This is a genomic window from Brevundimonas sp. NPDC007368 (genome assembly GCF_042869015.1).
In the GTDB taxonomy this organism is placed as follows: Bacteria; Pseudomonadota; Alphaproteobacteria; order Caulobacterales; family Caulobacteraceae; genus Brevundimonas.
Window position 1 is genome coordinate 128860 of record NZ_JBIAFA010000002.1, and the last position, 21644, is coordinate 150503.

Annotated in this window: 21 protein-coding genes; 10 read left to right on the plus strand and 11 right to left on the minus strand. The window is 67.7% G+C overall.

Features of this window, described 5'->3' with window-relative positions; translation table 11 throughout:
* Position 1: 1 nt before the first annotated feature.
* Entirely contained in the window at positions 2 to 1375 is a 1374-nt protein-coding gene (gene radA / locus ACFYLW_RS04250; protein WP_313472612.1) for a DNA repair protein RadA, read from the minus strand.
* Between the two features lie 161 nt (positions 1376 to 1536).
* Here radA and ACFYLW_RS04255 point away from each other — a divergent pair, with 161 nt between their 5' ends.
* Positions 1537 to 2178, plus strand: coding sequence for a YIP1 family protein (locus tag ACFYLW_RS04255; protein ID WP_312063611.1), 642 nt, complete (start codon positions 1537 to 1539; stop codon positions 2176 to 2178).
* Positions 2179 to 2181: 3 nt separating this feature from the next.
* Here the strand turns inward: ACFYLW_RS04255 and alr are convergent, their stop codons facing one another.
* The 8 genes from alr to rpsF all read right to left on the minus strand — a co-directional run bounded on the left by alr (position 2182) and on the right by rpsF (position 9967).
* Positions 2182 to 3219, minus strand: coding sequence for an alanine racemase (gene alr, locus ACFYLW_RS04260; RefSeq protein ID WP_312063612.1), 1038 nt, complete (start codon positions 3217 to 3219; stop codon positions 2182 to 2184).
* Positions 3220 to 3269: 50 nt separating this feature from the next.
* Positions 3270 to 4766: a replicative DNA helicase gene (locus ACFYLW_RS04265; protein WP_312063614.1), complete on the minus strand. Its 1497-nt coding sequence runs from the start codon at positions 4764 to 4766 to the stop codon at positions 3270 to 3272.
* A 114-nt stretch (positions 4767 to 4880) separates the two neighbouring features.
* On the minus strand, positions 4881 to 5246 hold the full coding sequence (locus ACFYLW_RS04270; RefSeq protein ID WP_312063616.1) for a hypothetical protein: 366 nt from the start codon (positions 5244 to 5246) through the stop codon (positions 4881 to 4883).
* 64 nt (positions 5247 to 5310) lie between these two features.
* Positions 5311 to 5955, minus strand: coding sequence for a DOPA 4,5-dioxygenase family protein (locus ACFYLW_RS04275; RefSeq protein ID WP_313472611.1), 645 nt, complete (start codon positions 5953 to 5955; stop codon positions 5311 to 5313).
* Positions 5949 to 8345: a TonB-dependent receptor gene (locus tag ACFYLW_RS04280; protein WP_312062093.1), complete on the minus strand. Its 2397-nt coding sequence runs from the start codon at positions 8343 to 8345 to the stop codon at positions 5949 to 5951. The genes ACFYLW_RS04275 and ACFYLW_RS04280 overlap by 7 nt, the downstream gene beginning before the upstream one ends.
* Before the next feature lie 365 nt (positions 8346 to 8710).
* The gene (rplI, locus tag ACFYLW_RS04285) at positions 8711 to 9295 is read right to left on the minus strand and encodes a 50S ribosomal protein L9 (protein WP_292082520.1); all 585 of its coding nucleotides are present in this window, start codon (positions 9293 to 9295) and stop codon (positions 8711 to 8713) included.
* 1 nt (position 9296) lies between these two features.
* On the minus strand, positions 9297 to 9575 hold the full coding sequence (gene rpsR / locus ACFYLW_RS04290; protein ID WP_105564333.1) for a 30S ribosomal protein S18: 279 nt from the start codon (positions 9573 to 9575) through the stop codon (positions 9297 to 9299).
* A gap of 11 nt (positions 9576 to 9586) precedes the next feature.
* Complete coding sequence (gene rpsF / locus ACFYLW_RS04295) at positions 9587 to 9967, minus strand: 30S ribosomal protein S6 (RefSeq protein ID WP_292082521.1); 381 nt, start codon at positions 9965 to 9967, stop codon at positions 9587 to 9589.
* A 236-nt stretch (positions 9968 to 10203) separates the two neighbouring features.
* Between rpsF and ACFYLW_RS04300 the strand changes: the two genes are divergently transcribed.
* From ACFYLW_RS04300 to gmk, 9 genes are all read left to right on the plus strand, one after another.
* On the plus strand, positions 10204 to 11493 hold the full coding sequence (locus ACFYLW_RS04300) for an Nramp family divalent metal transporter (RefSeq protein WP_312062089.1): 1290 nt from the start codon (positions 10204 to 10206) through the stop codon (positions 11491 to 11493).
* Between the two features lie 92 nt (positions 11494 to 11585).
* The gene (locus ACFYLW_RS04305; RefSeq protein ID WP_312062087.1) at positions 11586 to 13019 is read left to right on the plus strand and encodes a metallophosphoesterase family protein; all 1434 of its coding nucleotides are present in this window, start codon (positions 11586 to 11588) and stop codon (positions 13017 to 13019) included.
* A 90-nt stretch (positions 13020 to 13109) separates the two neighbouring features.
* Positions 13110 to 14054, plus strand: a complete 945-nt coding sequence (fabD, locus tag ACFYLW_RS04310) for an ACP S-malonyltransferase (RefSeq protein WP_312062085.1) — start codon at positions 13110 to 13112, stop codon at positions 14052 to 14054.
* A gap of 19 nt (positions 14055 to 14073) precedes the next feature.
* Entirely contained in the window at positions 14074 to 14814 is a 741-nt protein-coding gene (fabG, locus tag ACFYLW_RS04315) for a 3-oxoacyl-[acyl-carrier-protein] reductase (RefSeq protein ID WP_312062083.1), read from the plus strand.
* A 183-nt stretch (positions 14815 to 14997) separates the two neighbouring features.
* Positions 14998 to 15237, plus strand: a complete 240-nt coding sequence (locus ACFYLW_RS04320) for an acyl carrier protein (protein ID WP_105564338.1) — start codon at positions 14998 to 15000, stop codon at positions 15235 to 15237.
* A gap of 118 nt (positions 15238 to 15355) precedes the next feature.
* The gene (gene fabF / locus ACFYLW_RS04325) at positions 15356 to 16636 is read left to right on the plus strand and encodes a beta-ketoacyl-ACP synthase II (protein ID WP_312062080.1); all 1281 of its coding nucleotides are present in this window, start codon (positions 15356 to 15358) and stop codon (positions 16634 to 16636) included.
* Position 16637: 1 nt separating this feature from the next.
* A complete protein-coding gene (mltG, locus tag ACFYLW_RS04330) occupies positions 16638 to 17831 on the plus strand; it encodes an endolytic transglycosylase MltG (protein WP_312062079.1) in 1194 nt (397 codons plus the stop codon).
* Positions 17828 to 18715, plus strand: coding sequence for a YicC/YloC family endoribonuclease (locus ACFYLW_RS04335; protein ID WP_312062078.1), 888 nt, complete (start codon positions 17828 to 17830; stop codon positions 18713 to 18715). Before mltG ends, ACFYLW_RS04335 begins: the two co-directional genes overlap by 4 nt.
* Positions 18705 to 19346: a guanylate kinase gene (gene gmk / locus ACFYLW_RS04340; RefSeq protein WP_312062076.1), complete on the plus strand. Its 642-nt coding sequence runs from the start codon at positions 18705 to 18707 to the stop codon at positions 19344 to 19346. The genes ACFYLW_RS04335 and gmk overlap by 11 nt, the downstream gene beginning before the upstream one ends.
* Positions 19347 to 19393: 47 nt before the next feature.
* Here the strand turns inward: gmk and ACFYLW_RS04345 are convergent, their stop codons facing one another.
* Positions 19394 to 20443 (minus strand): L,D-transpeptidase, encoded by a 1050-nt coding sequence (locus ACFYLW_RS04345; RefSeq protein ID WP_312062074.1) that lies wholly within the window; start codon positions 20441 to 20443, stop codon positions 19394 to 19396.
* Between the two features lie 36 nt (positions 20444 to 20479).
* Positions 20480 to 21637 carry an aminotransferase class I/II-fold pyridoxal phosphate-dependent enzyme gene (locus ACFYLW_RS04350; protein WP_312062072.1) on the minus strand — a complete coding sequence of 386 codons (1158 nt, stop codon included), beginning with the start codon at positions 21635 to 21637 and terminating at the stop codon, positions 20480 to 20482.
* Positions 21638 to 21644 lie beyond the last annotated feature (7 nt).

The window sequence follows — 21644 nt, forward strand, 5'->3', positions numbered from 1 at the left end:
CTCAATAGCGGTTTTGCGAGATTCGCTCGACCACCTCGGTCAGCAGGCCGGCGGTTGTCAGGGCCACGTCGCCCTTCTTGACCTTGTCCTTGGCCTGGGCCGGGGCCAGGGCGCGATCGAAGCCCAGCTTCTTGGCCTCCCTCAGCCGCGCCTCGGCGCGATTGACGGCGCGGACCTCGCCCGACAGGCCGATCTCGCCGAAGACGACGCAGCCCTGAGGCAGGGGCTTGTCCAGCGCGGAACTGATCAAGGCGGCGGCGGCGGCCAGGTCGGCGGCGGGTTCGTTGATCCGCAAGCCGCCGGCGATGTTCAGATAGACGTCCTTGTCCCCGAAGCCGAGGCCGCAGCGGGCCTCCAGCACGGCCAGCAGCATGGCCAGCCGGCCGTTGTCCCAGCCGACGACCGCCCGGCGCGGCGTGCCATAGGCAGAGGGCGCGACCAGGGCCTGAATCTCCACCAGAACGGGTCGTGAGCCCTCGATCCCGGCGAAGACGGCGGCGCCCGGGGCGCGGTCCTTGCCTTCGCCCAGGAAGAGGGCGGACGGGTTGGTGACTTCACGCAGGCCGACGTCGCTCATCTCGAAGACGCCGATCTCGTCCGTGGCGCCAAAGCGGTTCTTGCCCGCGCGCAGGATGCGGAAGGGATAGCCGCGCTCGCCTTCGAAGCTGAGGACGGCGTCGACCATGTGCTCGACCACGCGCGGTCCGGCGATCTGACCGTCCTTGGTGACGTGGCCGACCAGGACGATGGCCGGGCCGCCGTCCTTGGCCAGCCGCACCAGTTCGGCGGCGCAGGCGCGGACCTGGGTCACCGAGCCGGGCCCAGCCTCGTGGGCGTCGGACCACAGGGTCTGGATGGAGTCGATGATGACGATGTCGAACTTGTCGCGCTTCAGCGTCGTCAGGATTTCGCGCAGGGCCGTCGCGGACGCCAGCGACACGGCGGCGTCGGCCACCCCCATGCGCTTGGCGCGGGCGCGGATCTGCTCGATGGCTTCTTCGCCAGAGATATAGGCCACGTGGGCGCCGTTGCGGGCGGCCTTGGCCGTGACCTCCAGCAGCAGGGTCGACTTGCCGACGCCGGGGTCGCCGCCCAGCAGGATGGCCGAGCCTGGCACCACGCCGCCGCCGCAGACACGGTCGAACTCGGTGACGCCGGTGACGATACGCGGCGGCTCGGGCGTGTCGGATTGCAAGGTCTCGAACTGCAGGCCGCGTCCGCGCGACGTCGAGGCGGGCTTCATCGCGCCGGGCGGGGCCGACTTGGACTCCTCGGCCAGACAGTTCCATTCACCGCAGGCCGAGCATTGGCCCGCCCATTTGGAATGAACCGCCCCGCAGGACTGACAGACATAGAGAAGGGTGTCGCGCGCCATGACCCTGACCTAGCAGGAATCGCGGCGCGGGCGAGGGGCCATGCGTCGGGCTACGTCCAGTTCTGACGCAGGGCGACGCGCGCGGGTTGCATTGGGCCTCATATGCCCGTCATCCTGCCAAGCTATAGCGTCGTTACGACTCAACCCCCGCCGAGGCCTTCATGACCGCTCCGAACCCGCCCGCCATCGATCCGGGCCTCGTCGCCCGCGTGCAGAACATCCTGATGCGGCCCAAGCTGGAATGGCCGGTCATCGAGGCGGAATACGCCACGACGCGCAGCCTGTTCGCCCGCTACGCCATGATCCTGGCCGCGATCGGTCCGGTCGCCAGCTTGATCGGCGGGCAGTTGTTCCCGATCCACATCTTCGGCTCGGTGATGCGCACGCCGATGATCGGCGGCCTGCTGGGCGCCATCGTCACCTGGGGTCTGTCGCTGGTGTCGGTCTTCGTTCTGGGCCTGATCATCGACGCCCTGGCCCCGACCTTCAACGGCACCAAGGACAAGGTGCAGTCGATGAAGGTCGCCGTCTATTCGATGACGGCGGCGTGGACGGCCTCGATCTTCAATCTGTTCCCGGCCCTCGCCTGGCTGGGCGGACTGCTGGGCCTCTACGGCTTCTACCTGCTCTACCTCGGCCTGCCGACCGTGATGAAGGCGCCGCAGGACAAAGCTCTGGCCTACACCGCCGTGGTCGTTATCTCGGCCATCGTGCTGTGGATGGTGGTCAGCGCCATCGCCGCCGCTGTCGTGGCCAGCTTCGTGGTCGGCACGATCGGTCTGGGCGCGATGGCGCTGAGCTAAGGTCTAGCCGACATAGAGGCGCGGCACGCGCGGCGTGATCGATGTCAGCATTTCATAGCTGATGGTTCCCGCCGCCGTCGCCGCGTCGTCCACCAGACGGTTGGCGCCGAAGATCTCGACCGTGTCGCCGGCCGCCACGTCCAGACCGGTAACGTCCACCGCCAGCACGTCCATCGACACCCGGCCGATGATGGGGCGAAGCTCGCCCGCGACCCAGACCTGACCGCGCGGGCTGTTGCTGCGCATGACGCCGTCGGCATAGCCGGTGCCGCAGGTCGCCACGCGCATCGGCGCCTCGGCGCGATAGCCCTGCGAATAGCCCACTGTCTCGCCCGCCGGCACGTCGCGCACCTGCATGATCTGGGCGTTCAGCGTGGCCACCGGGGCGATGCGGCTGTCGGGCTTGCCCTCCGGTCCGCCGCCGAACAGGCAGATGCCGGGACGGGCCACGTCAAAGGCGAAGTCCGGCCCCAGGAAACAGCCGCCCGAGTTGGCGAAGGACCGCGTCACGCCCGGATAGCGCGTGACCGCCGCGGCATAGGCGTCGCGCTGGGCGCGGTTCAGCGGGTTAGCCGGTTCGTCAGCGCAGGCCAGGTGGGTCATGACCAGCTCCAGCCCCTCGAAAGGCTCGGGCGCGTCCTCGACGCGGAAGCCCAGTCGGTTCATGCCGGTGTCCAGCTGCAGGCCGCAGGCGCCGCCGCCCGCCGCCGTCCAGGCTGCGATCTGACCAGGCTGGTTCAGCACGGGGCGCAGGTTGGCCGCCTTGATCATGGCCGCCGACGACCCGTGGCAGCCGTCCAGCACATAGATGACCGGCTCAGGCCCGATCGCCTCACGCAGCAGCACCCCCTCGGCCGCCCGCGCCACGAAGAAGGTCCGCGCCCCCTCGGCCATCAGCCGCTTCGCCACGGCGGCGGCGCCCAGGCCGTAGCCGTCCGCCTTGACGACCGGATTGACCGGCACGCCGGTCAGGCCCTGCAGGGTGTGGAAATTGCGCGCAAGGGCGCCAAGGTCGACGGTGAGGGAGGCGGGGAGGGACATGGAGACCTTATGCCGCAAGATTCATGCGGCGCCACGACCCCTGAGCCGAATTACTCGGGAATATCCGCATAGGCGCCGTAGCGATCATCGTGGGCCAGGTTGCCGAAGCGGACGGTGTCCGCGTCGAAGGCCAGTTTGACGATGCCGATGGGGCCGTGGCGCTGCTTGCCGATGACGACCTCGGCCTGGCCTTGCAGGCGGTCCATGTCCTGCTGCCATTGCAGGTGCTCTTCGGTGCCTTCGCGCGGTTCGGCACGGCCCAGGTAGTAGCTTTCGCGATAGACGAACATGACGCAGTCGGCGTCCTGCTCGATCGAGCCGGATTCCCGCAGGTCGGACAGTTGGGGCCGCTTGTCTTCGCGCTGCTCGACCTGACGCGACAGCTGCGACAGGGCGATTATCGGCACGCCCAGTTCCTTGGCCAGGGCCTTCAGACCGCCGGTGATCTCGGACACCTCCTGCACGCGGTTCTTCTGGCCGCCGCCTTCGCCCGTCGTCACCAGCTGCAGGTAGTCGACGATGATCAGGTCCAGGCCGTGCTCCATCCGCTTCAGCCGTCGCGCGCGCGCCGCCAGCTTTGAGATGGAGATGCCGCCGGTGGCGTCGATGTAGAGGGGGCTCTCGCCGATCTCGACCGCCGCGTCGCGCAGCTTGCCAAAGTCCGAGGCGTCGATCTCGCCCTTGCGCAGCTTGTCCGACGACACGCCGGACGCATCGGCCAGGATACGCATGGCCAGCTGCTCGGCGCTCATTTCCAGCGAGTAGAAGGCCACGACCCCGCCGTTGACCGTCTTGCGGCCCTCCGGCGTCGGTTCCCACTGATAGGCGCGGGCGACGTTGAAGGCCATGTTGGTGGCCAGAGCGGTCTTGCCCATCGACGGACGGCCCGCGAGGATCAAAAGGTCGGACGGGTGCAGGCCGCCTAGCTTGCGGTCCAGGTCGACCAGGCCGGTGGCCAGACCGGCCAGCTTGCCTTCGCGCTGATAGGCTTCGCCCGCCATTTCGACGGCCCCGGCCAGGGCGGTGGAGAAGTTGACGAAGCCGGACGAGGGCTTGCCCGTCTCGGCCAGCGAATAGAGGGTCTGTTCGGCCTGTTCGATCTGCTCGTCGGCGGGCGTGTCCGGGTTGGGCGCCTCCTTGATCATCTCGCCGCCGATGCGGATCAGGTCGCGGCGCAGGGCCAGGTCATAGATGACGCGGGCGTAGTCAGGCGCATTGGCCGCCGGGGGCGCGCGATCGACCAGATCGGCCAGGTAGCGCAGGCCGCCGAATTCATGGAAGGCAGGGTCCTGCTTGAAGCGCTCCATCAGGATGGTTGGCTCGGCCAGCAGGCCCTGACGGATGTGGTCCTCGATCGCGTCGAACAGCCGCTGATGGAAGGGTTCGTACATGTGCGAGCCGCGCAGGCGGTCGCTCAGCCGCTCGAACACGGCGTTGTCGAACATCAGCGAGCCCAGCAGCGCCTGCTCCGCCTCCAGGTTGTGGGGCATGGACGAGACGGAGACCTGATCGGCGTTTCCGTAGGGCATGGGAGCGAAGGCGTTCATTGAAATACGCATAGCCCTAACCGGCTCTTGCGTCAGATGCGGCCGTCGCTGTCATGGGGACCATCCGACGCCGTCTGTGGACGGTCCTGAAAACCCCTGATGGATCAGCGGTGGTCAGGAAGGGCAGGGATGCTCCGCCGCCATCCATTCCCGCACGGCCTGGGTCACGCTGATGTTGCGGCGCGCCTGGGGGATGGCGTTAAACCGAGCCAGCAAGGCGTCGGCGGATAGGCTGACCTTGTCAGGCATGCACGTAGCGGGGCGGCGACCGGTGGTCCGCGCGGCGTCCTGTTCGCTACGCACAGCGGTAAAGGCTTGCTTGACCTCGTTCATCAGACGTCGCGTGTCCGACCGCAGCAGGGCGGTCGGATTGCGCGGGATTCGGTTGGCGGACGTCAGGAACTCTTGAACCGTCATGGCGCTGGCGCTGCCGGCCCACAGGCTGGCGGCGAGAGCGAGGACGAGCGTGGCCTTCTTCATGCGGACCCCTTCGATTGGAACGGCCCAGCTTCTCGCCCCTGTGATGAATGCTCGATGAACGCTGTCAGGTCTCCAGCGGCAGCGTCGGCAGGGTGTTGGGATAGATCCGTTCGATGTCCCCTCCCGCCGCCTTGGCCGAGCGCGCCATGCGATAGGCGTTCACCGGCTGGGTCTCGCCGATCCACAGGGCGTTGATCAGGTGATCGGCATAGGGATCGTCGGTGTTGGGGTGGATCAGGATCTTCAGCCCCAGATGGTTCAGCATCAGCCAGGGAATGACGGTCGGAACCTGTTCCCTGGCGAAGCCGAAGTAGAAGGAGGGCGTGGTGTGCGGCCCGCGCGGCCCTTCGTTCCACTCGCCCAGCTCGACCTTGAAGCGATGGATGACCCAGTCGCGCAGCTGGGCCGCGCGGTAGGCCGTGTCCTCGTTGAAGTAGATGTGGGCGTGATAGCTGCTGATCTCGGTGTAGGCGCGCGGCGTCGAGGGCAAGTCGACGCCGCGCGGCAGCGGCTGGGGCGGGCCCTTGGGGTGCGCGCCCCAGGGGCTGAGGGTGCTGTCGTCGCCGACCTGAACCGCTGCTTCGGCCGGGCGGGACGAGACGGCCGCGGCGGTCGCCGCCGCAGCCGCCACGCCGCCCCCGACCAGCAGGGCCCGACGCGAGGCGGAGGGGAGAGCTCCCTCGCGCTCGGGTCCCGCCGTCGTCACCATTTCACGCTCAGACGGGCGTAGCCGTAGCGGCCGTTGAACCCGAACGGAGAATAGTAGGGGAAGCCCAGAACCCCGTTGCTGTTCAGCGTTTCGGGCACGAAGTCGGGGTATTCGTCGAAGACGTTATCGACGCCGACGGCCAGGCCGACGCGGTCGGTGAACTGGAAACGGCCTTCCAGATCGACCGTGGTCTTGGCCCCGGTCGAGTAGTCGTTGGCCGGGGTCGAGCCAGCCTGCAGCACGTCGGCGTAGTAGGTCGCCCGCGCCGTCGCGCCCCAGCGGCCGAACTTCCAGTCCGCCGAGCCTGAGACCTTCGTATCCGGCGTGCCTTCCTCGATGGTGAGGATGCGGCTGCGTGCGAACAGGGTCGGCACCGGGTTCAGCACCGAGGAGGAGGTCGGTAGCCTGGTCACGCTGACGTCGTTGACGTTGGCGGCGACGGTGAAGTCCCAGTCGCCGACGCTCTCGGTGCGCAGGCGATAGCGACCGACGATATCGACTCCCTCGGTCTCGGTCGTCACGCCGTTGAGGAAGAAGCGCGCGGCTTGGACGCCCAGCGGGTCCAGCAGACCGGCGACCTGGGGCGAGAAGCTGCGGTTGATCAGTTCGGACAGGACGATCTGGTCCTCGATGGTGATCTTGTAGGCGTCCACCGTCAGGTCGAAGTCGCCCAGGCGGACCACCGCGCCCAGCGAATAGTTGGTCGAGGTCTCGGGCTTCAGCGCCCTGGCGCCCAGGGCCGTGGCGACGGCGCTGGTGGCGGGGAAGGTGCCGGTTTCGACCACGGCGCCGTTCTGGATCACCGACGAGGTCGAGGTGAAGAAGCTCTGCTGCAGCGACGGCGCGCGGAAGCCGGTCGAGACCGAACCGCGCAGCGCGAAGCTTGGGTTGAAGTCATAGCGGGCCGCCAGCTTGCCGGTCTGGGCGTCGCCGAAGTCGGAGTAGTCCTCGACCCGCAGGGCGCCCTCGACCGTGAACTTGTCGGTCAGCGGGATTTCCACGTCGGCGTAGAGGGCGACCGCGTCGCGGTCTTCGTCCACCTCGTTCGAGGGCTGGAAGCCGACGAAACCCTGCGCGCCGCCGGCCAGCGCGGTGTTGCCGCCTAGCGGGCCGCGGTTCCAGGATTCCGGCTGACCGGCCTCGATCTTGTAGCCTTCGCGACGGGCCTCCAGGCCCCAGGCGAAGTTCAGCGGGCCGCTGAGGCCGACCTCGAACTGACGGGTGAAGTCGGCGCCGAAGACCAGTTGGTCATAGATCAGGCTGCCGGAATCGAAGCTGGTCGGCGAGGCCGCGCCATAGGTGGCGTTCAGCGAGTCCTCGGTGCGGAAGTCCAGGGCGTTGCGGCCATAGACCAGGCTGAAGTCGGCGTTCCATCCGGCGATCTCGCCCTTCACGCCGCCCGACAGCGACAGATCGCGAGAGTTGATGGCGATCTTGGGCAGGAAGCCGTTGGGATAGACGGCGGGCACGTTGTTGGCGTTGTTGGCCAGGCGAGGGAAGGCGGCGCCTTCGCTGTCGCGGTCCTGATAGCCGGCCCAGCCGTAGGCGTCCCAACCCGCAGCCAAAGGCTTGCCGGCGTTGGCGAAGACGGTCCACTGCTCGACCTTGGGGTCGCCCAGACGCGCCGTGACGGCGTTGGGGGTGACGCGCGGATCCAGATCCGAACGGTTGGTCGGCTCACGGTTCAGATACTCGGCCGACAGGGTCAGGAAGCCGTCGGACCCGAGGCCCAGGCCCTGCCATGCCGAGGCGGTGATGGTGCGGCCGTCGGTTTCGTCGCGCTCGCCGCGAGCGGTCTTCACAGTGGTGGCGTATTGGCCGTAGGTGACGCTGGCGCCGCCGCCCTCGCGGGCTTCCTTCAGGCGCAGGTTGATGACGCCGGCGATAGCGTCCGAGCCGTATTGGGCCGAGGCCCCGTCGCGCAGGACCTCGACCCGGTCCAGGGCCCCGGTCGGGATGGCGTTCAGATCGACGGCGGCCGAGCCGCGACCGACCGTGCCGTTGACATTGACCAGGGCCGAGGCATGACGGCGCGTGCCGTTGACCAGCACCAGGGTCTGGTCCGGCGACAGGCCGCGCAGTGTGGCGGGCCGGATGGAGTCGGAGCCGTCATTGGCCGAAGGGCGGGCGAAGCTAAGCGACGGCACGGTCTGGGCCAGGGCGGCGGCGAACTCGGTGGTGCCGCGGTTCGACAGGGTCTCGGCGGTCACGACATCGACGGGGGCCAGGGTGTCGAGGCGCGAGCGACTGGGCACGCGGCTGCCGGTGACGACGATGTCATCAACCGAGGTAGCGTCGTCGGGCGTTTCTTGAGCCGAGGCGGCGCCCGCGATCAGCAGGGCGGCGCCGGATGCCGCAAGGAACAGACTGGAACGATAGGCGAAGGTCATCTCGAGAGGTCAGCTTTTCTGATTGGACGCAAGGCGGCGGGCGGCGCCGTTGAGCGGCGTCGTGAGGCTGCGTCGATTGTCTGGGTGGTCAGGGCCGGCGGCGGACCGGCCGAAAGGCGATCAGCGGCGGGCTGGACATCGCGCCGGTCGAACGACCGGGCGGTGTATTGTGGCGTACAGGCGCATTCGCATCATCGTCTCCCGCCCATCGGGGAGGATGAGCCATGGCGATATTGCGGTGCGAAAGCGGCGCGGGATATCGAGAATATGTCGCTTAATGTATAGAAAACCTAAACTGACCGGCCAAGAAAAAAAGGGCGCGTCCCGAAGGACGCGCCCCTTGATCGATACCGTCAGTCGACAGATCAGGCTTCGTCGCCGAAGCCTTCTTGTTGACCGGCGCCGCCTTCGATCAGTTCTTGGGCGGCTTGTTCGGCGGCGTTACGCTCGTCGTCGAACTGGGCGCGGATGACATCCTCGCCCTTCGCTTGCCGCTCGGCTTCTTCAGCCGAACGCGCGATGTTGATCTTAACCGTGGCGCGGACCTCGGGGTGCAGGCGAACCGGCACTTCGTGGACGCCCAGGGCCTTGATCGCGACGTTCAGGACGACTTGCGAACGCTCGACCTTGCCGCCTTCGGACTGAATGACTTCAGCCACGTCGCGACCGGCGACCGAACCGTACAGGTGACCGGTTTCACCGGCCTGACGGATCATGACGTAGGTCTGGCCGTCGATCTTGTCGGCGACCTTCTGAGCTTCGGCCTTGTTCTTCTCGTTGCGGGCTTCGATAGCCGCGCGGTCGAGTTCGAACGCCTTGAGGTTGGCCGAGGTCGCGCGGCGAGCCTTGTCGCGCGGCAGCAGGTAGTTACGAGCGAAGCCGTCCTTGACGGTGACGACGTCGCCGATGGCGCCGAGGTTCTCGACGCGTTCCAGCAGAACGACCTTCATCTTACTTCACCACGTACGGCAGGAGGGCCAGGTAGCGAGCGCGCTTGATGGCCTTGGCCAGTTCGCGTTGCTTCTTGGCGGAAACGGCGGTGATGCGCGAGGGCACGATCTTGCCGCGTTCGGAAACGTAACGCTGCAGCAGCTTCACGTCCTTGTAGTCGATCTTCGGCGCGTTGGCCCCCGAGAACGGGCAGACCTTGCGGCGACGGTAAAAGGGACGACGGCCGGCCGAGCCGGAGCCGGCCGGGGCGCCCGGGATGGGAGCGGTGGTGTCGGTCATGATCCGGTTCCTTATTCCGAGGCCGCAGCTTCGTCGGCGCGCGGGGCGCGATCGCGATCGCGCTCACGTTCACGACGGGCCAGCAGGGGCGACAGTTCCAGGTCGAGTTCCTCGACGCGGACGGTCAGCCAACGCAGGACGTCTTCGTTCAGCGACAGCTGACGCTCGACTTCGGCCACGGCGGCGGCCGGGGCGTCGATGGCGAGCAGGGAATAGTGAGCCTTGCGGTTCTTCTTGACCCGGTAGGTCAGGTTGCGCAGACCCCAGTACTCGATCTTGGCGACGCTGCCGCCGCCTTCTTCGATCAGAGCCTTGATGGTGTCGTTCAGCGCTTCGGCCTGTTGCGCCGAGATATCCTGGCGCGTCATGACCGTGTGCTCGTAAAGAGCCATGCGGTAGTCTCCCTTGTGGGCATCGGCGTGAATGGGACCGGGTAGTCCTGTCCACGATGGCTCCTGAAGCGGCGGCCGGGATGACTTCCCGAACCCTTTGGCGTTCCGCAACAGGACCGAAGCCCTGGAAAGGCGGCGCGTATAGGCGAAAAAGCCCGCCAGAGCAAGGCTGACCGACCCGCGTTGCCAAGCGCAGCCGAAACAGCGGATGGTCTGCGCCTGACCGGAGACGCCGCATGACTTCATCCGAGCCGAACGCCCTTCTGAAAAGGCGCTGGTCCCTGATCGGGCCCGGCATCGTCGTCGCGGCGACCGGCGTAGGGGCGGGTGATCTGGTGGCGACCCTGATCGCCGGCTCGCGCTTCGGCTATGCCCTGCTGTGGGCTGCCATCGTCGGCACGGTGCTGAAGATCGCCCTGGCCGAGGCCGTGGGCCGCTGGACCCTGGCCAGCGAGCGCACGATCTTCGACGGCTGGTCCAGTCTGGGGCGAGGGCTGCTGCCCGGGGCGATCGGCGGGCGGCTCAACTGGGCCGGGCTCTATTTCGGCCTCTATGTCGTCATCTGGGGCTTTGTTTACGGGGCGGCGGCCATGACGGCGACGGCCCTGCCGCTGGCGGCCCTGTTCCCGGCGCTGGACCTCAAGGTCTGGGGCATGTTGAGCGGGATCGCGGGGCTGACCTTCGTCTGGTTCGGCGGTTACGGCCTGTTCGAGAAGGTGATGACGGCCTGCGTCGGGGTGATGTTCGTCACCGTGGTCGGTCTGGCGGTGCTGGTCACGCCCGACATTCCGGCCCTGCTGACCGGCCTGTGGCCGACCCTGCCGCAAGGGTCGGTCTTCTATACCCTGGGCCTGATCGGCGGGGTGGGCGGTACCATCACCATGGCGGCCTATGGCTACTGGCTGAACGCCAAGGGCTGGAAGGGGCCGGGCTGGATGTCGGTGATGCGGCTGGACAATCGGGTCGCCTATGTCGTCACGGGCGTCTTTGTCGTGGCCATGCTGATCGTCGGGGCCGAGCTGCTGCACGCGGCCGGGATCGCCTTGCAGGGTGGCGACCGGGGGCTGCTGGATCTGGATCAGGTGCTGAGGGAGCGGTTCGGGTGGCCGATCTCCGTCCTGTTTCTGGTCGGCTTCTGGGCCACCAGCTTCTCCAGCCTGCTGGGCGTCTGGCAGGGGGTCAGCCTGATGTTCGCCGACTTCACCGCCCATGTGCGGGGCAGGGCGGGCGAGGAGGCTGTGCGCGGCGACCGCAGCCGAGCCTTCCGCGGCTATGCCCTGTGGCTGACCTTTCCGCCGATGGCTCTGCTGTTCATCGACCGGCCGTTTGGCCTGATCGTGGCCTATGGCGTGCTGGGCAGCCTGTTCATGCCCTTCCTCGCCGGGACCCTGCTGTGGCTGCTGAACAGCGACCGCGTGCCGAGGGAATGGCGTAGCCATTGGTTGTCCAACACGCTGCTGGCGGCGGCGGCGATCCTTTTCGCGGTGCTGGCGGGCAAGGAACTGATCGGGCTGATCCCGTCGTAGGCGGCGCAATCCTCGCAGGAGTTTCACAAAAGCCCCGGCGAACCGTTGCAATAGGTGGCTAGCTCCTCCCTCAGACTATCGGGGAGACTTCCATGAAACTGTCCGCTGCCTTTCTGGCCGCCGCCGCTGTCCTGATGGCCGCCGCGCCGTCGATGGCCCAGATCGTGGCTCCGCCGGACCCCGATCCGCTGCCGCCGCCTCTGCACGCGCCGAACGGGCGATGGGCCGCCAAGGGCTGGGCTGACCGCATCGTGTTGAGCCCCGCCGCCGACGCCGCGCGCGGCGCAGGCGTAGCCTGGCGCACCGATACGCGTCAGACCGCCGCCGAGGCCCAGGTCGCCGAGGAAATCGACGGCCCGTTGCTGGGCTATACGGCCCGCACCGTGGCCGGAACCACGGCCCCGATCCAGAACGAGAATGGTCAGGCCCTCTATCATCAGGTTCGCTTCGACGGCCTGAAGCCCGACACCCGCTATGTTTATCGCGTCCGCGCCGCCGACGGCTGGAGCGAGTGGCTGCCGTTCCGCACGGCCAAGGCGGAGTTCGCCCCCTTCCGCTTCATCTATCTGGGCGACACCCAGAACGACATCCTCGAGATCGGCTCGCGCGTGATCCGCTCGGCCTTCAAGGAGGCGGGCCCGGCCGCCCTGGTCGTCCACGCCGGCGATCTGGTGGCGCAGCGCGAGGTCAAGGTTCACGACGACGAGTGGGGCGAATGGACCGAGGCCGGCGGTCGCGCCTTCGCCATGACGCCGCAGCTGCCGGCGACCGGCAATCACGAGTATGTCGATCATATCCTGCCTGGCGGCGAGGAAACGCGCGTGCTGGGCCCGCACTGGGCGCTGCAGTTCGCCTTGCCGGACAACGGCGCCGAGGGCGTCAAGGCGACCAGCTACTTCGTCGACTATCAGGGCGTGCGCTTCATCGTTCTGGACGGCACGGCGGCGCTGGATCTGGGCGGGCTGGAGGCGCAGACGCGCTGGCTGGACGCGACGCTGGCCAGCAGCCCTGCGCGCTGGAACGTCGCCCTGTTCCACCAGCCCATCTACACCTGCGCCCGACCCCAGGACACCGAAGAGCTGAAGGCGGCGTGGAAGCCGATCTTCGACGCCCGCAATATCGATCTGGTGCTGCAGGGCCACGACCACTGCTACGGTCGCGTCTCCAACCCGGCAGGCGCCGAGGCTTCGCGCGCCGACAGCGCGGCGGGGCGTCCGCAGGGGCCGGTCTATGTCGTCTCGGTCACCGGCTCCAAGATGTACGGGCTGAATGATCGGGCGGACACCCAGCCAGTGCGCGCCGCCGAGAACACCGAGCTATATCAACTGATCGACGTCGAGGCCGATCGCCTGTCGTTCCGCGCCTTCACCGCCACGGGGCAGTTGTATGACGCCTTCACCCTGACGCGGGGTGCGGACGGCCGCAATCGCCTGACCGAGAGCGATGAAAGCTTGCTGGCCCTGCGTCGCTGCGACGGCGCGGCGGGGCCGGACGACCGTCCCTGCACCGCTGAAATCAAGGACTGACGAGGGACGATCCGCCGTTCTTCTTGCCGTAGGGGAGGGTTTCGCCTACCCCTCGGCGCCTTGAATCAACGGACCACGGATCGTTCCTCTATGACCCTCGCGCTTCTCTTCCCCGGTCAGGGCAGCCAGAGCGTCGGCATGGGCGCAGCTCTCGCCGAGGCCTTCGCCAGCGCCCGCGACGTCTTCGCCGAGGTCGATGACGCGCTGAACCAGAAGCTGTTCGACCTGATGCGCGAAGGCCCGGAAGACCAGCTGACCCTGACCGAAAACGCTCAGCCGGCCTTGATGGCTGTTTCGGTTGCGGCGGCGCGGGTGCTGAAGGTCGAGTTCGGCGTGGACGTGACCAAGGCCGGTTTCGTCGCCGGTCACTCGCTGGGCGAATACTCGGCCCTGGCGGCGGTCGGGGCGATCAGCCTGTCGGACACGGCCCGCCTGCTGAAGCTGCGCGGCCAGGCCATGCAGCGCGCCGTGCCGGTGGGCAAGGGCGCGATGGCCTCGCTGATCGGTCCCAAGACCGACCTGGCTCTGGCGGAAGAGGCGGCCAAGGCCGGTTCGGAAGTCGGCGTCTGCGTCGTCGCCAATGACAACAACAACGGCAACGTCGTCATCTCGGGCGACAAGGCCGCTGTGGATCGCGCCATCGAGAAGGCCAAGGAACTGGGCGCGCGCGCCATTCCGCTGAACGTCTCGGCGCCCTTCCACTGCCCGCTGATGCAGCCCGCCGCCGATGAAATGGCCGCCGCCCTGGCGGACGCGAAGATCGTCGCCCCGGCCGTGCCGGTGGTCGCCAACGTCACCGCCCGCCCGGAAACGGACGCGGAGGTGATCCGCCGCCTGCTGGTCGAACAGGTCACGGGCCGCGTGCGCTGGCGCGAGAGCATGGAGTGGATGGCGACCGAAGGTGGCGTGACCCGTTTCGCCGAGATCGGCTCGGGCAAGGTCCTGACCGGCATGGCCAAGCGCATCGCGCCGGACGCCGAGAGCCTGGCGCTGAACACGCCGGAAGACCTCGAAGCGTTCGCGAAGTCGCTCTGATTTCATAGGGATAGAAACAATGTTCAACCTTTCGGGAAAGATCGCCCTCGTGACCGGCGCGACCGGCGGCATCGGCGGGGCCATTGCGCGCTCGCTGCACGCCCAGGGCGCGACGGTGGTGCTGTCGGGCACGCGCGAAGCCGTTCTGGCTGATCTGGCCAAGGAACTGGGCGAGCGCGCCTTCTTCGCGGCCGCCAACCTGTCGGACCCGGAATCGGTCGATGGTCTGGTGGCGCGCGCCGAGGAAGCCGCCGGCGGCCCGCTGGACATCCTGGTCGCCAACGCCGGCATCACCAAGGACGGCCTGCTGATGCGGATGAAGGACGAGGACTTTCAATCCGTCATCCAGATCAACCTGGAAAGCTATTTCCGCCTGACCCGCGCCGCGGTGAAGGGGATGATGAAGCGCCGTTCGGGCCGCATCATCGGCGTGACCTCGGTGGTCGGCGTCACCGGCAACCCGGGCCAGACCAATTATTCGGCGTCCAAGGCCGGCATGATCGGCTTCTCCAAGTCGCTGGCCCAGGAAGTCGGTTCGCGTGGGATCACGGTGAATTGCATCGCGCCGGGCTTCATCGCCTCGCCGATGACTGACGTGCTGAACGACCAGCAGCGCGAGGCCATCCTGACCAAGATTCCGTCGGGCCGTCTGGGCACGGGCGACGAAATCGCCGCCGCCGCCGTCTATCTGTCGTCGGACGAAGCCGCCTATGTGACGGGCCAGACCCTGCACGTGAACGGCGGCATGGCGATGATTTAAGGCGTTGCGCGTCGCGATCACGACGCGCAACAATCTATTTCCCGCCCCGATGGCTGTGCTAAAGGGCGGGAATGCTTCGCGGCGGTGAGTCCCTTCGGGTCTTGCTTCCAAGGGGCTGCCGTGACACGGCGAACACTGAGACCCCGCCTTCACGGCGACAAACAAACAGGCAGAGAGACACTCATGTCCGACACCCTCGAACGCGTCCGCAAGATCGTTATCGACCACCTGGACGCCGATCCGGACAAGGTCACGGAAAAGGCCTCCTTCATCGACGACCTGGGCGCCGACTCGCTCGACAACGTCGAGCTGGTCATGGCCTTCGAAGAAGAATTCGACGTCGAGATCCCGGATGACGCCGCTGAGCACATCCAGACCGTCGGCGACGCTGTGAAGTTCATCGACGAGAAGCTGGCTGGCTAATCCAGCTGCGATCCGTCGCACTTCCTGAATGATGGCCGCCGTGGCGGGCCCCTAGCGGGACCGTCCGGCGGCCATTATTGTTTTCGGTCACGATTCTGCAGTCCAAGGAGCGCGAACCATGCGCCGCGTCGTCATCACGGGCCTCGGCCTTGTCACTCCGCTCGGCACGGGCGTGGAACACGTCTGGAAAGGCATCGTCGAGGGCCGCTCGGGCATCGGTCCGATCACTGCCTTTGATACCGAGGGCTATGGCTGCACCATCGCTGGCGAAGTGCCGTCCGTCGACGGCCGTGGTAGGGGCGCGCCTGATCAGCCGGGCGTCTTTGATCCCGATCAGGTAATGTCGGCCAAGGACCGCAAGCGCGTCGACGACTTCATCCTCTACGCGATCGCCGCCGCCGACGAGGCCCTGGCCGACGCGAACTGGAAGCCGGAATCCGAGGACGACAAGGAAGCGACCGGCGTCATGGTCGGCTCCGGCATCGGCGGCCTGGGCCCTATCGCAGACACGGCCATCATCCTGAAGGAGCAGGGCGTCCGCCGGGTCAGCCCCTTCTTCATCCCCTCGGCCCTGATCAACCTGGCCTCGGGCCAGATCTCGATCCGTCACGGCCTGAAAGGCCCGAACCACTCGGTCGTCACCGCCTGCGCCACCGGCGCCCACGCCATCGGCGACGCGGCCCGCATGATCGCCCTGGGCGACGCCGAGGTCATGGTGGCGGGCGGAGCCGAAAGCTCGGTCGTGCCGATCGGCATCGCCGGATTCCTGGCCTGCAAGGCCCTGTGCACCGCCTACAACGACACGCCGGAGAAGGCGTCGCGTCCCTATGACCGCGGCCACGCCGGCTTCATCATGGGCGAGGGCGCCGGCATCATGGTGCTGGAAGAGTACGAACACGCCAAGGCGCGCGGCGCCAAGATTTACGCCGAGGTCGTCGGCTACGGCATGAGCGGCGACGCCTATCACATCACCGCCCCGTCGGAAGATGGCGACGGCGGTCTGCGGGCCATGAAGGCGGCGCTGAAGCGCGCGGGCCTGCAGCCTTCGGACCTGGACTACGTCAACGCTCACGGCACCTCCACCATGGCCGACTGGATCGAGCTGAAGGCCATCGAGCGTCTGGTCGGCGACCACGCCAAGGACGTCGCCGTCTCCTCGACCAAGTCGATGACGGGCCACCTGCTGGGCGCCGCCGGGGCCATCGAGAGCATCTTCTCGGTCCTGGCCATCCGCGACCAGATCGCCCCGCCGACCATCAACCTGGACGACCCGGAGATGGAGACGCCGATCGACCTGGTCCCGCACAAGGGCAAGCCGATGAAGATCGACGTCGCCATGTCCAACAGCTTTGGTTTCGGCGGCACCAATGCGGCCGTGATCTTCAAGAAGGTCGACTGATTTGGCCAAGGCTCCGTCGCGTCGTTCCGCGCCCAAGGTTCGCATCCCCAAGAACCGCGTGCCGAAGCGGGGCGGAGCCGCCAAGTCGAGCTTCGGCGTCGGCCTGATCACGGCGGCGGGGACGCTGGGCGTCTTTGTGCTCGCGGCCCTGATCGGTCTGTGGGTCGTCTATTGGGGGCCGGGTCCATCGGCCAAGGAAGGCGAGGCGACCATCGTCACCCTGCCGTCGGGGGCGGGCGTCTCGGCTATCGCCGCCAATCTGAAATCGGCGGGCGTGATCCGCTCGACCGACCTGTTCCGCGCCGCCGTCAGCCTGAGCGGCGCCGACCGCAAGATCCGCGCCGGCGAATATGAGGTGCCGTCGGGCGCCTCGCTGGCCACCGTGGTCGGCCTGCTGGTCGACGGCAAGGCGGTGCGCCACTACGTGACCCTGCCCGAGGGCTGGTCCTCGGCCCAGGCTGTCGACATCCTGATGAAACAGCCGGTCCTGACCGGCGAGGTCGAGGTGCCCGCCGAGGGCAGCCTGTGGCCCGACACCTATGAGGTGGCGCGCGGCGAGACCCGGGCCTCGGTCGTGGCCCGCATGCAGCGCGCCGCCAAGACCAAGTTGGCCACCCTGTGGGCCCAGCGCTCGCCCAATACCATCGTCACCACGCCGGAAGAGGCCCTGGTCCTGGCCTCTATCGTCGAGAAGGAGACGGGCCTGGCTTCGGAACGGCCTGAGGTGGCGGCGGTCTTCACCAACCGTCTGCGGCTGGGGATGCGGCTGGAGAGCGATCCGACCATTGTTTACGGCGTGACCAAGGGCCGTCCGCTCGGACGCGGCATCCGCGCCTCGGAACTGCGCGCCCAGACGCCGTGGAACACCTATCTGATCGACGGCCTGCCGCCGACGCCCATCGCCAATCCCGGCGAAGAGGCGCTGAAGGCGGTGCTGAACCCGCCGCGTTCTGAATATGTCTTCTTCGTCGCCGACGGCACCGGCGGCCACGTCTTCGCGCGGACCTATCCCGAGCATCTGCTGAACGTGGCGCGCTGGCGCGAGATCGAGCGGCGCAAGGCGGGCCTGCCGCCTGGCCAGACGGCGTCCGTGCCCGGCGCGGCGCCGGCGCCGATGGGCGAGGCGGCGGCTGCGCCCGTAGCGATCCCGCCGGGCGCCAAGGTCATCTCCGTGCCGACGGTGGCCCCGCAATGAGCGCTTCCATTTCAGGCATGACCGGCTTCGGTCGGGCCGATGGGGCGCTGGACGGCTGGACCTGGACAGTCGAGGCGCGTTCGGTCAACGGGCGCTCGCTGGAGGTTCGCTTTCGCGGACCGGGCGGGTTCGAAAACCTGGAGCGTCTGGCCAAGGCGGCGGCGCAGGCGCGTCTGAACCGCGGCCAGGTGACGCTGGGCGTCCAGGCCAAGCGGGCCGAGGGCAGCGAGCCCGCGCCGCGCGTCAACGAGACCGTGCTGGCCACCTATCTGAAGCTGGCGAACCAGTTGGCGGAGGAGGGGGCGACGCCGCCCTCGGCCGACGGCCTTCTGTCCCTGCGCGGCGTTATCGAAGTGGCCGAAGAGGTCGAGGACCCCGAGGCCCACGCAGTCGTCGAGGCCGCCATCGCCGCGACCATCGAACAGGCGCTGGATGCGCTGAAGCTGTCGCGTCAGCGCGAGGGCGAGCAACTGACCCCGGTGATCCACGACTTCGTCGGGACGATCGAAGCCCTGGTCGCCCGCGCCGAACTGGAAGCCTCAAGCCAGACCGAGGCGATCCGCGAACGCTTCACGCGCCGGATCAGCGAACTGGCCCCCGATGCGCCGGGTCTGGACGAGCGAATCTTCCTCGAAGCCGCCGCCCTCGCGACTAAGGCTGACGTGCGCGAGGAACTGGATCGTCTGACCGCGCACGTCGATTCGGCGCGGACACTGTTGCAGCAACCCCCCGCAGGGCGAAAACTCGACTTCCTGATGCAGGAATTCATGCGCGAAGCGAACACGCTCTGCTCGAAATCCGCTACCACGCCGCTCACCGGAATCGGCCTCGAACTCAAGGCCGTCATCGAGCAGCTTCGAGAACAAGTTCAGAATGTCGAATAACCGCACCCCCCGCCGTGGCGTCCTGCTGATCGTGGCCAGTCCGTCGGGGGCCGGGAAAACCTCGCTGTGCCGCCGCCTGATGGCCGACCACAAGGGGCTGGAGTTGTCGGTGTCGATGACCACGCGCGGCATTCGCCCGGGCGAGGTCGACGGCCGCGACTACAATTTTGTCAGCCAGGAGGAATTCCAGCGTCTGATCGACGCCGACGCCTTCCTGGAATGGGCCGACGTCCACGGCAACCGTTACGGCTCGCCCGCCGCGCCGGTGAACCGCGCCCTGGCCGAGGGCCGCGACGTCCTGTTCGACATCGACTGGCAGGGCGCCCGCGACGTGGCTGAGAAATGCCCCGGCGACGCCGTGCGCGTCTTCGTCCTCCCGCCGAGCCTGGAAGAACTGCGTCGCCGCCTGGTGACCCGTTCGCAGGACGCCGACGACGTGATCGAACGCCGCGTCGCCAACGCCAAGGGCGAGATCGAACACTGCGACGAGTTCGACTACGTCCTGGTCAACGAGGACTTCGACAGCAGCTACGCCGAACTGGCGCACATCTATCACGCCGAACGCAGTCGCCGCGCCCGCAATCTGTGGGTCGAGGGCTACAAGGCCGCGCTGCTGAAGGAAGTGGTCTGACTTGATCGCTTTTCCCTCTCCCATTGGGAGAGGGCAGGAATCGAGACCTAGCGGAAGACCACGCGCACTCCCGGCTTGACCCGCGACGCCAGTTGTTCGGCGTCCCAGTTGGTCAGACGTACGCAGCCGCTGGAGAAGGTCTTGCCGACCTTTGACGGGTCCGGCGTGCCGTGGATGCCATAGGTGTCGCGCGACAGGTCGATCCACACCGAACCGACCGGATTGTTCGGCCCAGGCGGGATGATGACCTTGCGGTCGCCCCGGTCATAGCTGACCCGGTCAGGGTCGTAGGTGTAGTTGGGCTCGGGCGCGACGCCGACCACGCTCAGGTCGCCGGACGGCGCCGGGCGCGCTGAACTGCCGATGGTGGCCGGATAGAAGGCCAGAAGTTTGCCGTCGGCGTCATAGGCGCGGACCGAGCGTTCGGTCTTGTCCACCACGATGCGCGCCACGTCGGCGTTCAGGTCCGTCTGGGCGACGGCGGCGACGATGATGGTCTGGCCCGCCTTGCCGAAATCGACGCCGGGGTTGAGGGCGCGCAGCAGGCCCTCGGTCATATGAAACTTCTCGGCCAAGGCTTCCAGGGGCGTAGTGTAGCCGACGGTGGCCAGCTTCGACATGGCCTGAAGGTCGGACGGGACCTGCCCGATGAAGGGCCCGGTCAGGTCGGCGGCGGTGATGACATAGTCGGCCATGACCTTGCCGTTGTCGCCTGCGGTTAGCCGCCGGAAGACCTCAGCGTCTAGAACGCCGTCCTCGGGCAGACCGGCGGCCTTTTCAAAGGCGGCGATGGCCTGACGCGTATTGTCGCCGCCCAGGCCGTCGATGACGCCCGGAGAGAAGTTGGCCCGGTCCAGCAGGATCTGGGCGCGGGCGATGGCGGGGTCGGGCGCGGCGGGCGCCGTCTGGCCGTTGGGCGTGGGCGGCGCTGCGGCCTCGAACACCGCCGCTTCAATCGCCTCGCGCGTGAGCGCAGGCGCGGGTGAAGCGGCGGATGGCTGTTCGGACTTTGGCGTCTCGGCAGGCGATCCGCAGGCGGTCAGAAAGACCAGGGCGAAGGGCAGGGCGGCGGAGGCAACGAGACGCGACTTCGACATGAAGGCTCCGAAGGTTTCGGGCCCTGACGAACGCCCCTAGGCGCTGAGGCGTTCCTCGGCGGCCGCTGTTCTGGCCGCGAAGAAGGGCTTGATCCGGGTCAGGGCGTCTTCGACCTGGGGTGTCGAGACGGCGAAGCTGAAGCGGATGAAGCGGTGGCCGTTGACCGGGTCGAAGTCGACGCCGGGGGCGGTGGCCACGCCGGTTTCGCGCAACAGGGCCTCGCAGAAGCCGATGCTGTCGTCGGTCAGGTGGCCGATGTCGGCGTAGATGTAGAAGGCGCCGTCCGGCGGGGCGATAGAGCGCAGGCCCATGGCCGGCAGGGCGTCGAGCATCAGGGCGCGGTTGGCCCGATAGACGTCGATATTGGCCTCCAACTCCTCCTCCTCGTCCATGGCGATCAGGCCGGCATGCTGGCTGAGCGTGGCGGGCGTCAGGAACATATTGCCGACGCGGGCGCGGGCCTGCGGCACCTCGGCCTCGGGCAGGATCAACCAGCCCAGACGCCAGCCCGCCATGCTCCAGTATTTGGAGAAGCTGTTGACGATCAGGGCCTTGGGCTCGAACTGCAGCATGGACGGGGTCGGGCCGGTGTAGGACAGGCCGTGGTAGATCTCGTCCGAGATGACCGAGATGTTCCGTTCGCGGCAGACCTCGGCGATGGCCTTCAGCTCGGCCTCGGGGATGATGGTGCCGGTCGGGTTGGCGGGGCTGGCGATGATGACGCCAGCGGGCGCGGGTTCGAGGGCGCGCAGGGCCTCGGCGGTCAGCTGGAAGCGCACCTCGGGGCCGCAGTCGATCTCGACCGGCGCCATGTGCAGGGCCTTCAGGGTGTTGCGATAGGCGACATAGCCGGGGCGGGCGATGGCCACCCGGTCCCCGGGCTGGAACCGCATCATCAGGGCCAGCACAAGGGCGGGCGAGGCGCCGGCCGTCATGACCACCCGCTCGTGATCGACGCTGACGCCGTAGCGGTCGTCATAGAGCCTGGCGATGCGGGCGCGTAAGGAAGGGCTTTCCCAGTAGCCGCCGGGCTCGCTGTCGAGGATGCGGTGAGCCTGGGCGATGGCGGCGGCGGGGGCGCCGGTCGAGGGCTGGCCGAACTCCATGTGAATGATGGAGCGGCCCTGGGCCTTCAGCTCATGGGCCAGTCGGCTGACGCTGATGGCGCGGAAGGGTTCGATTTCAACGGTCATGGCAGGC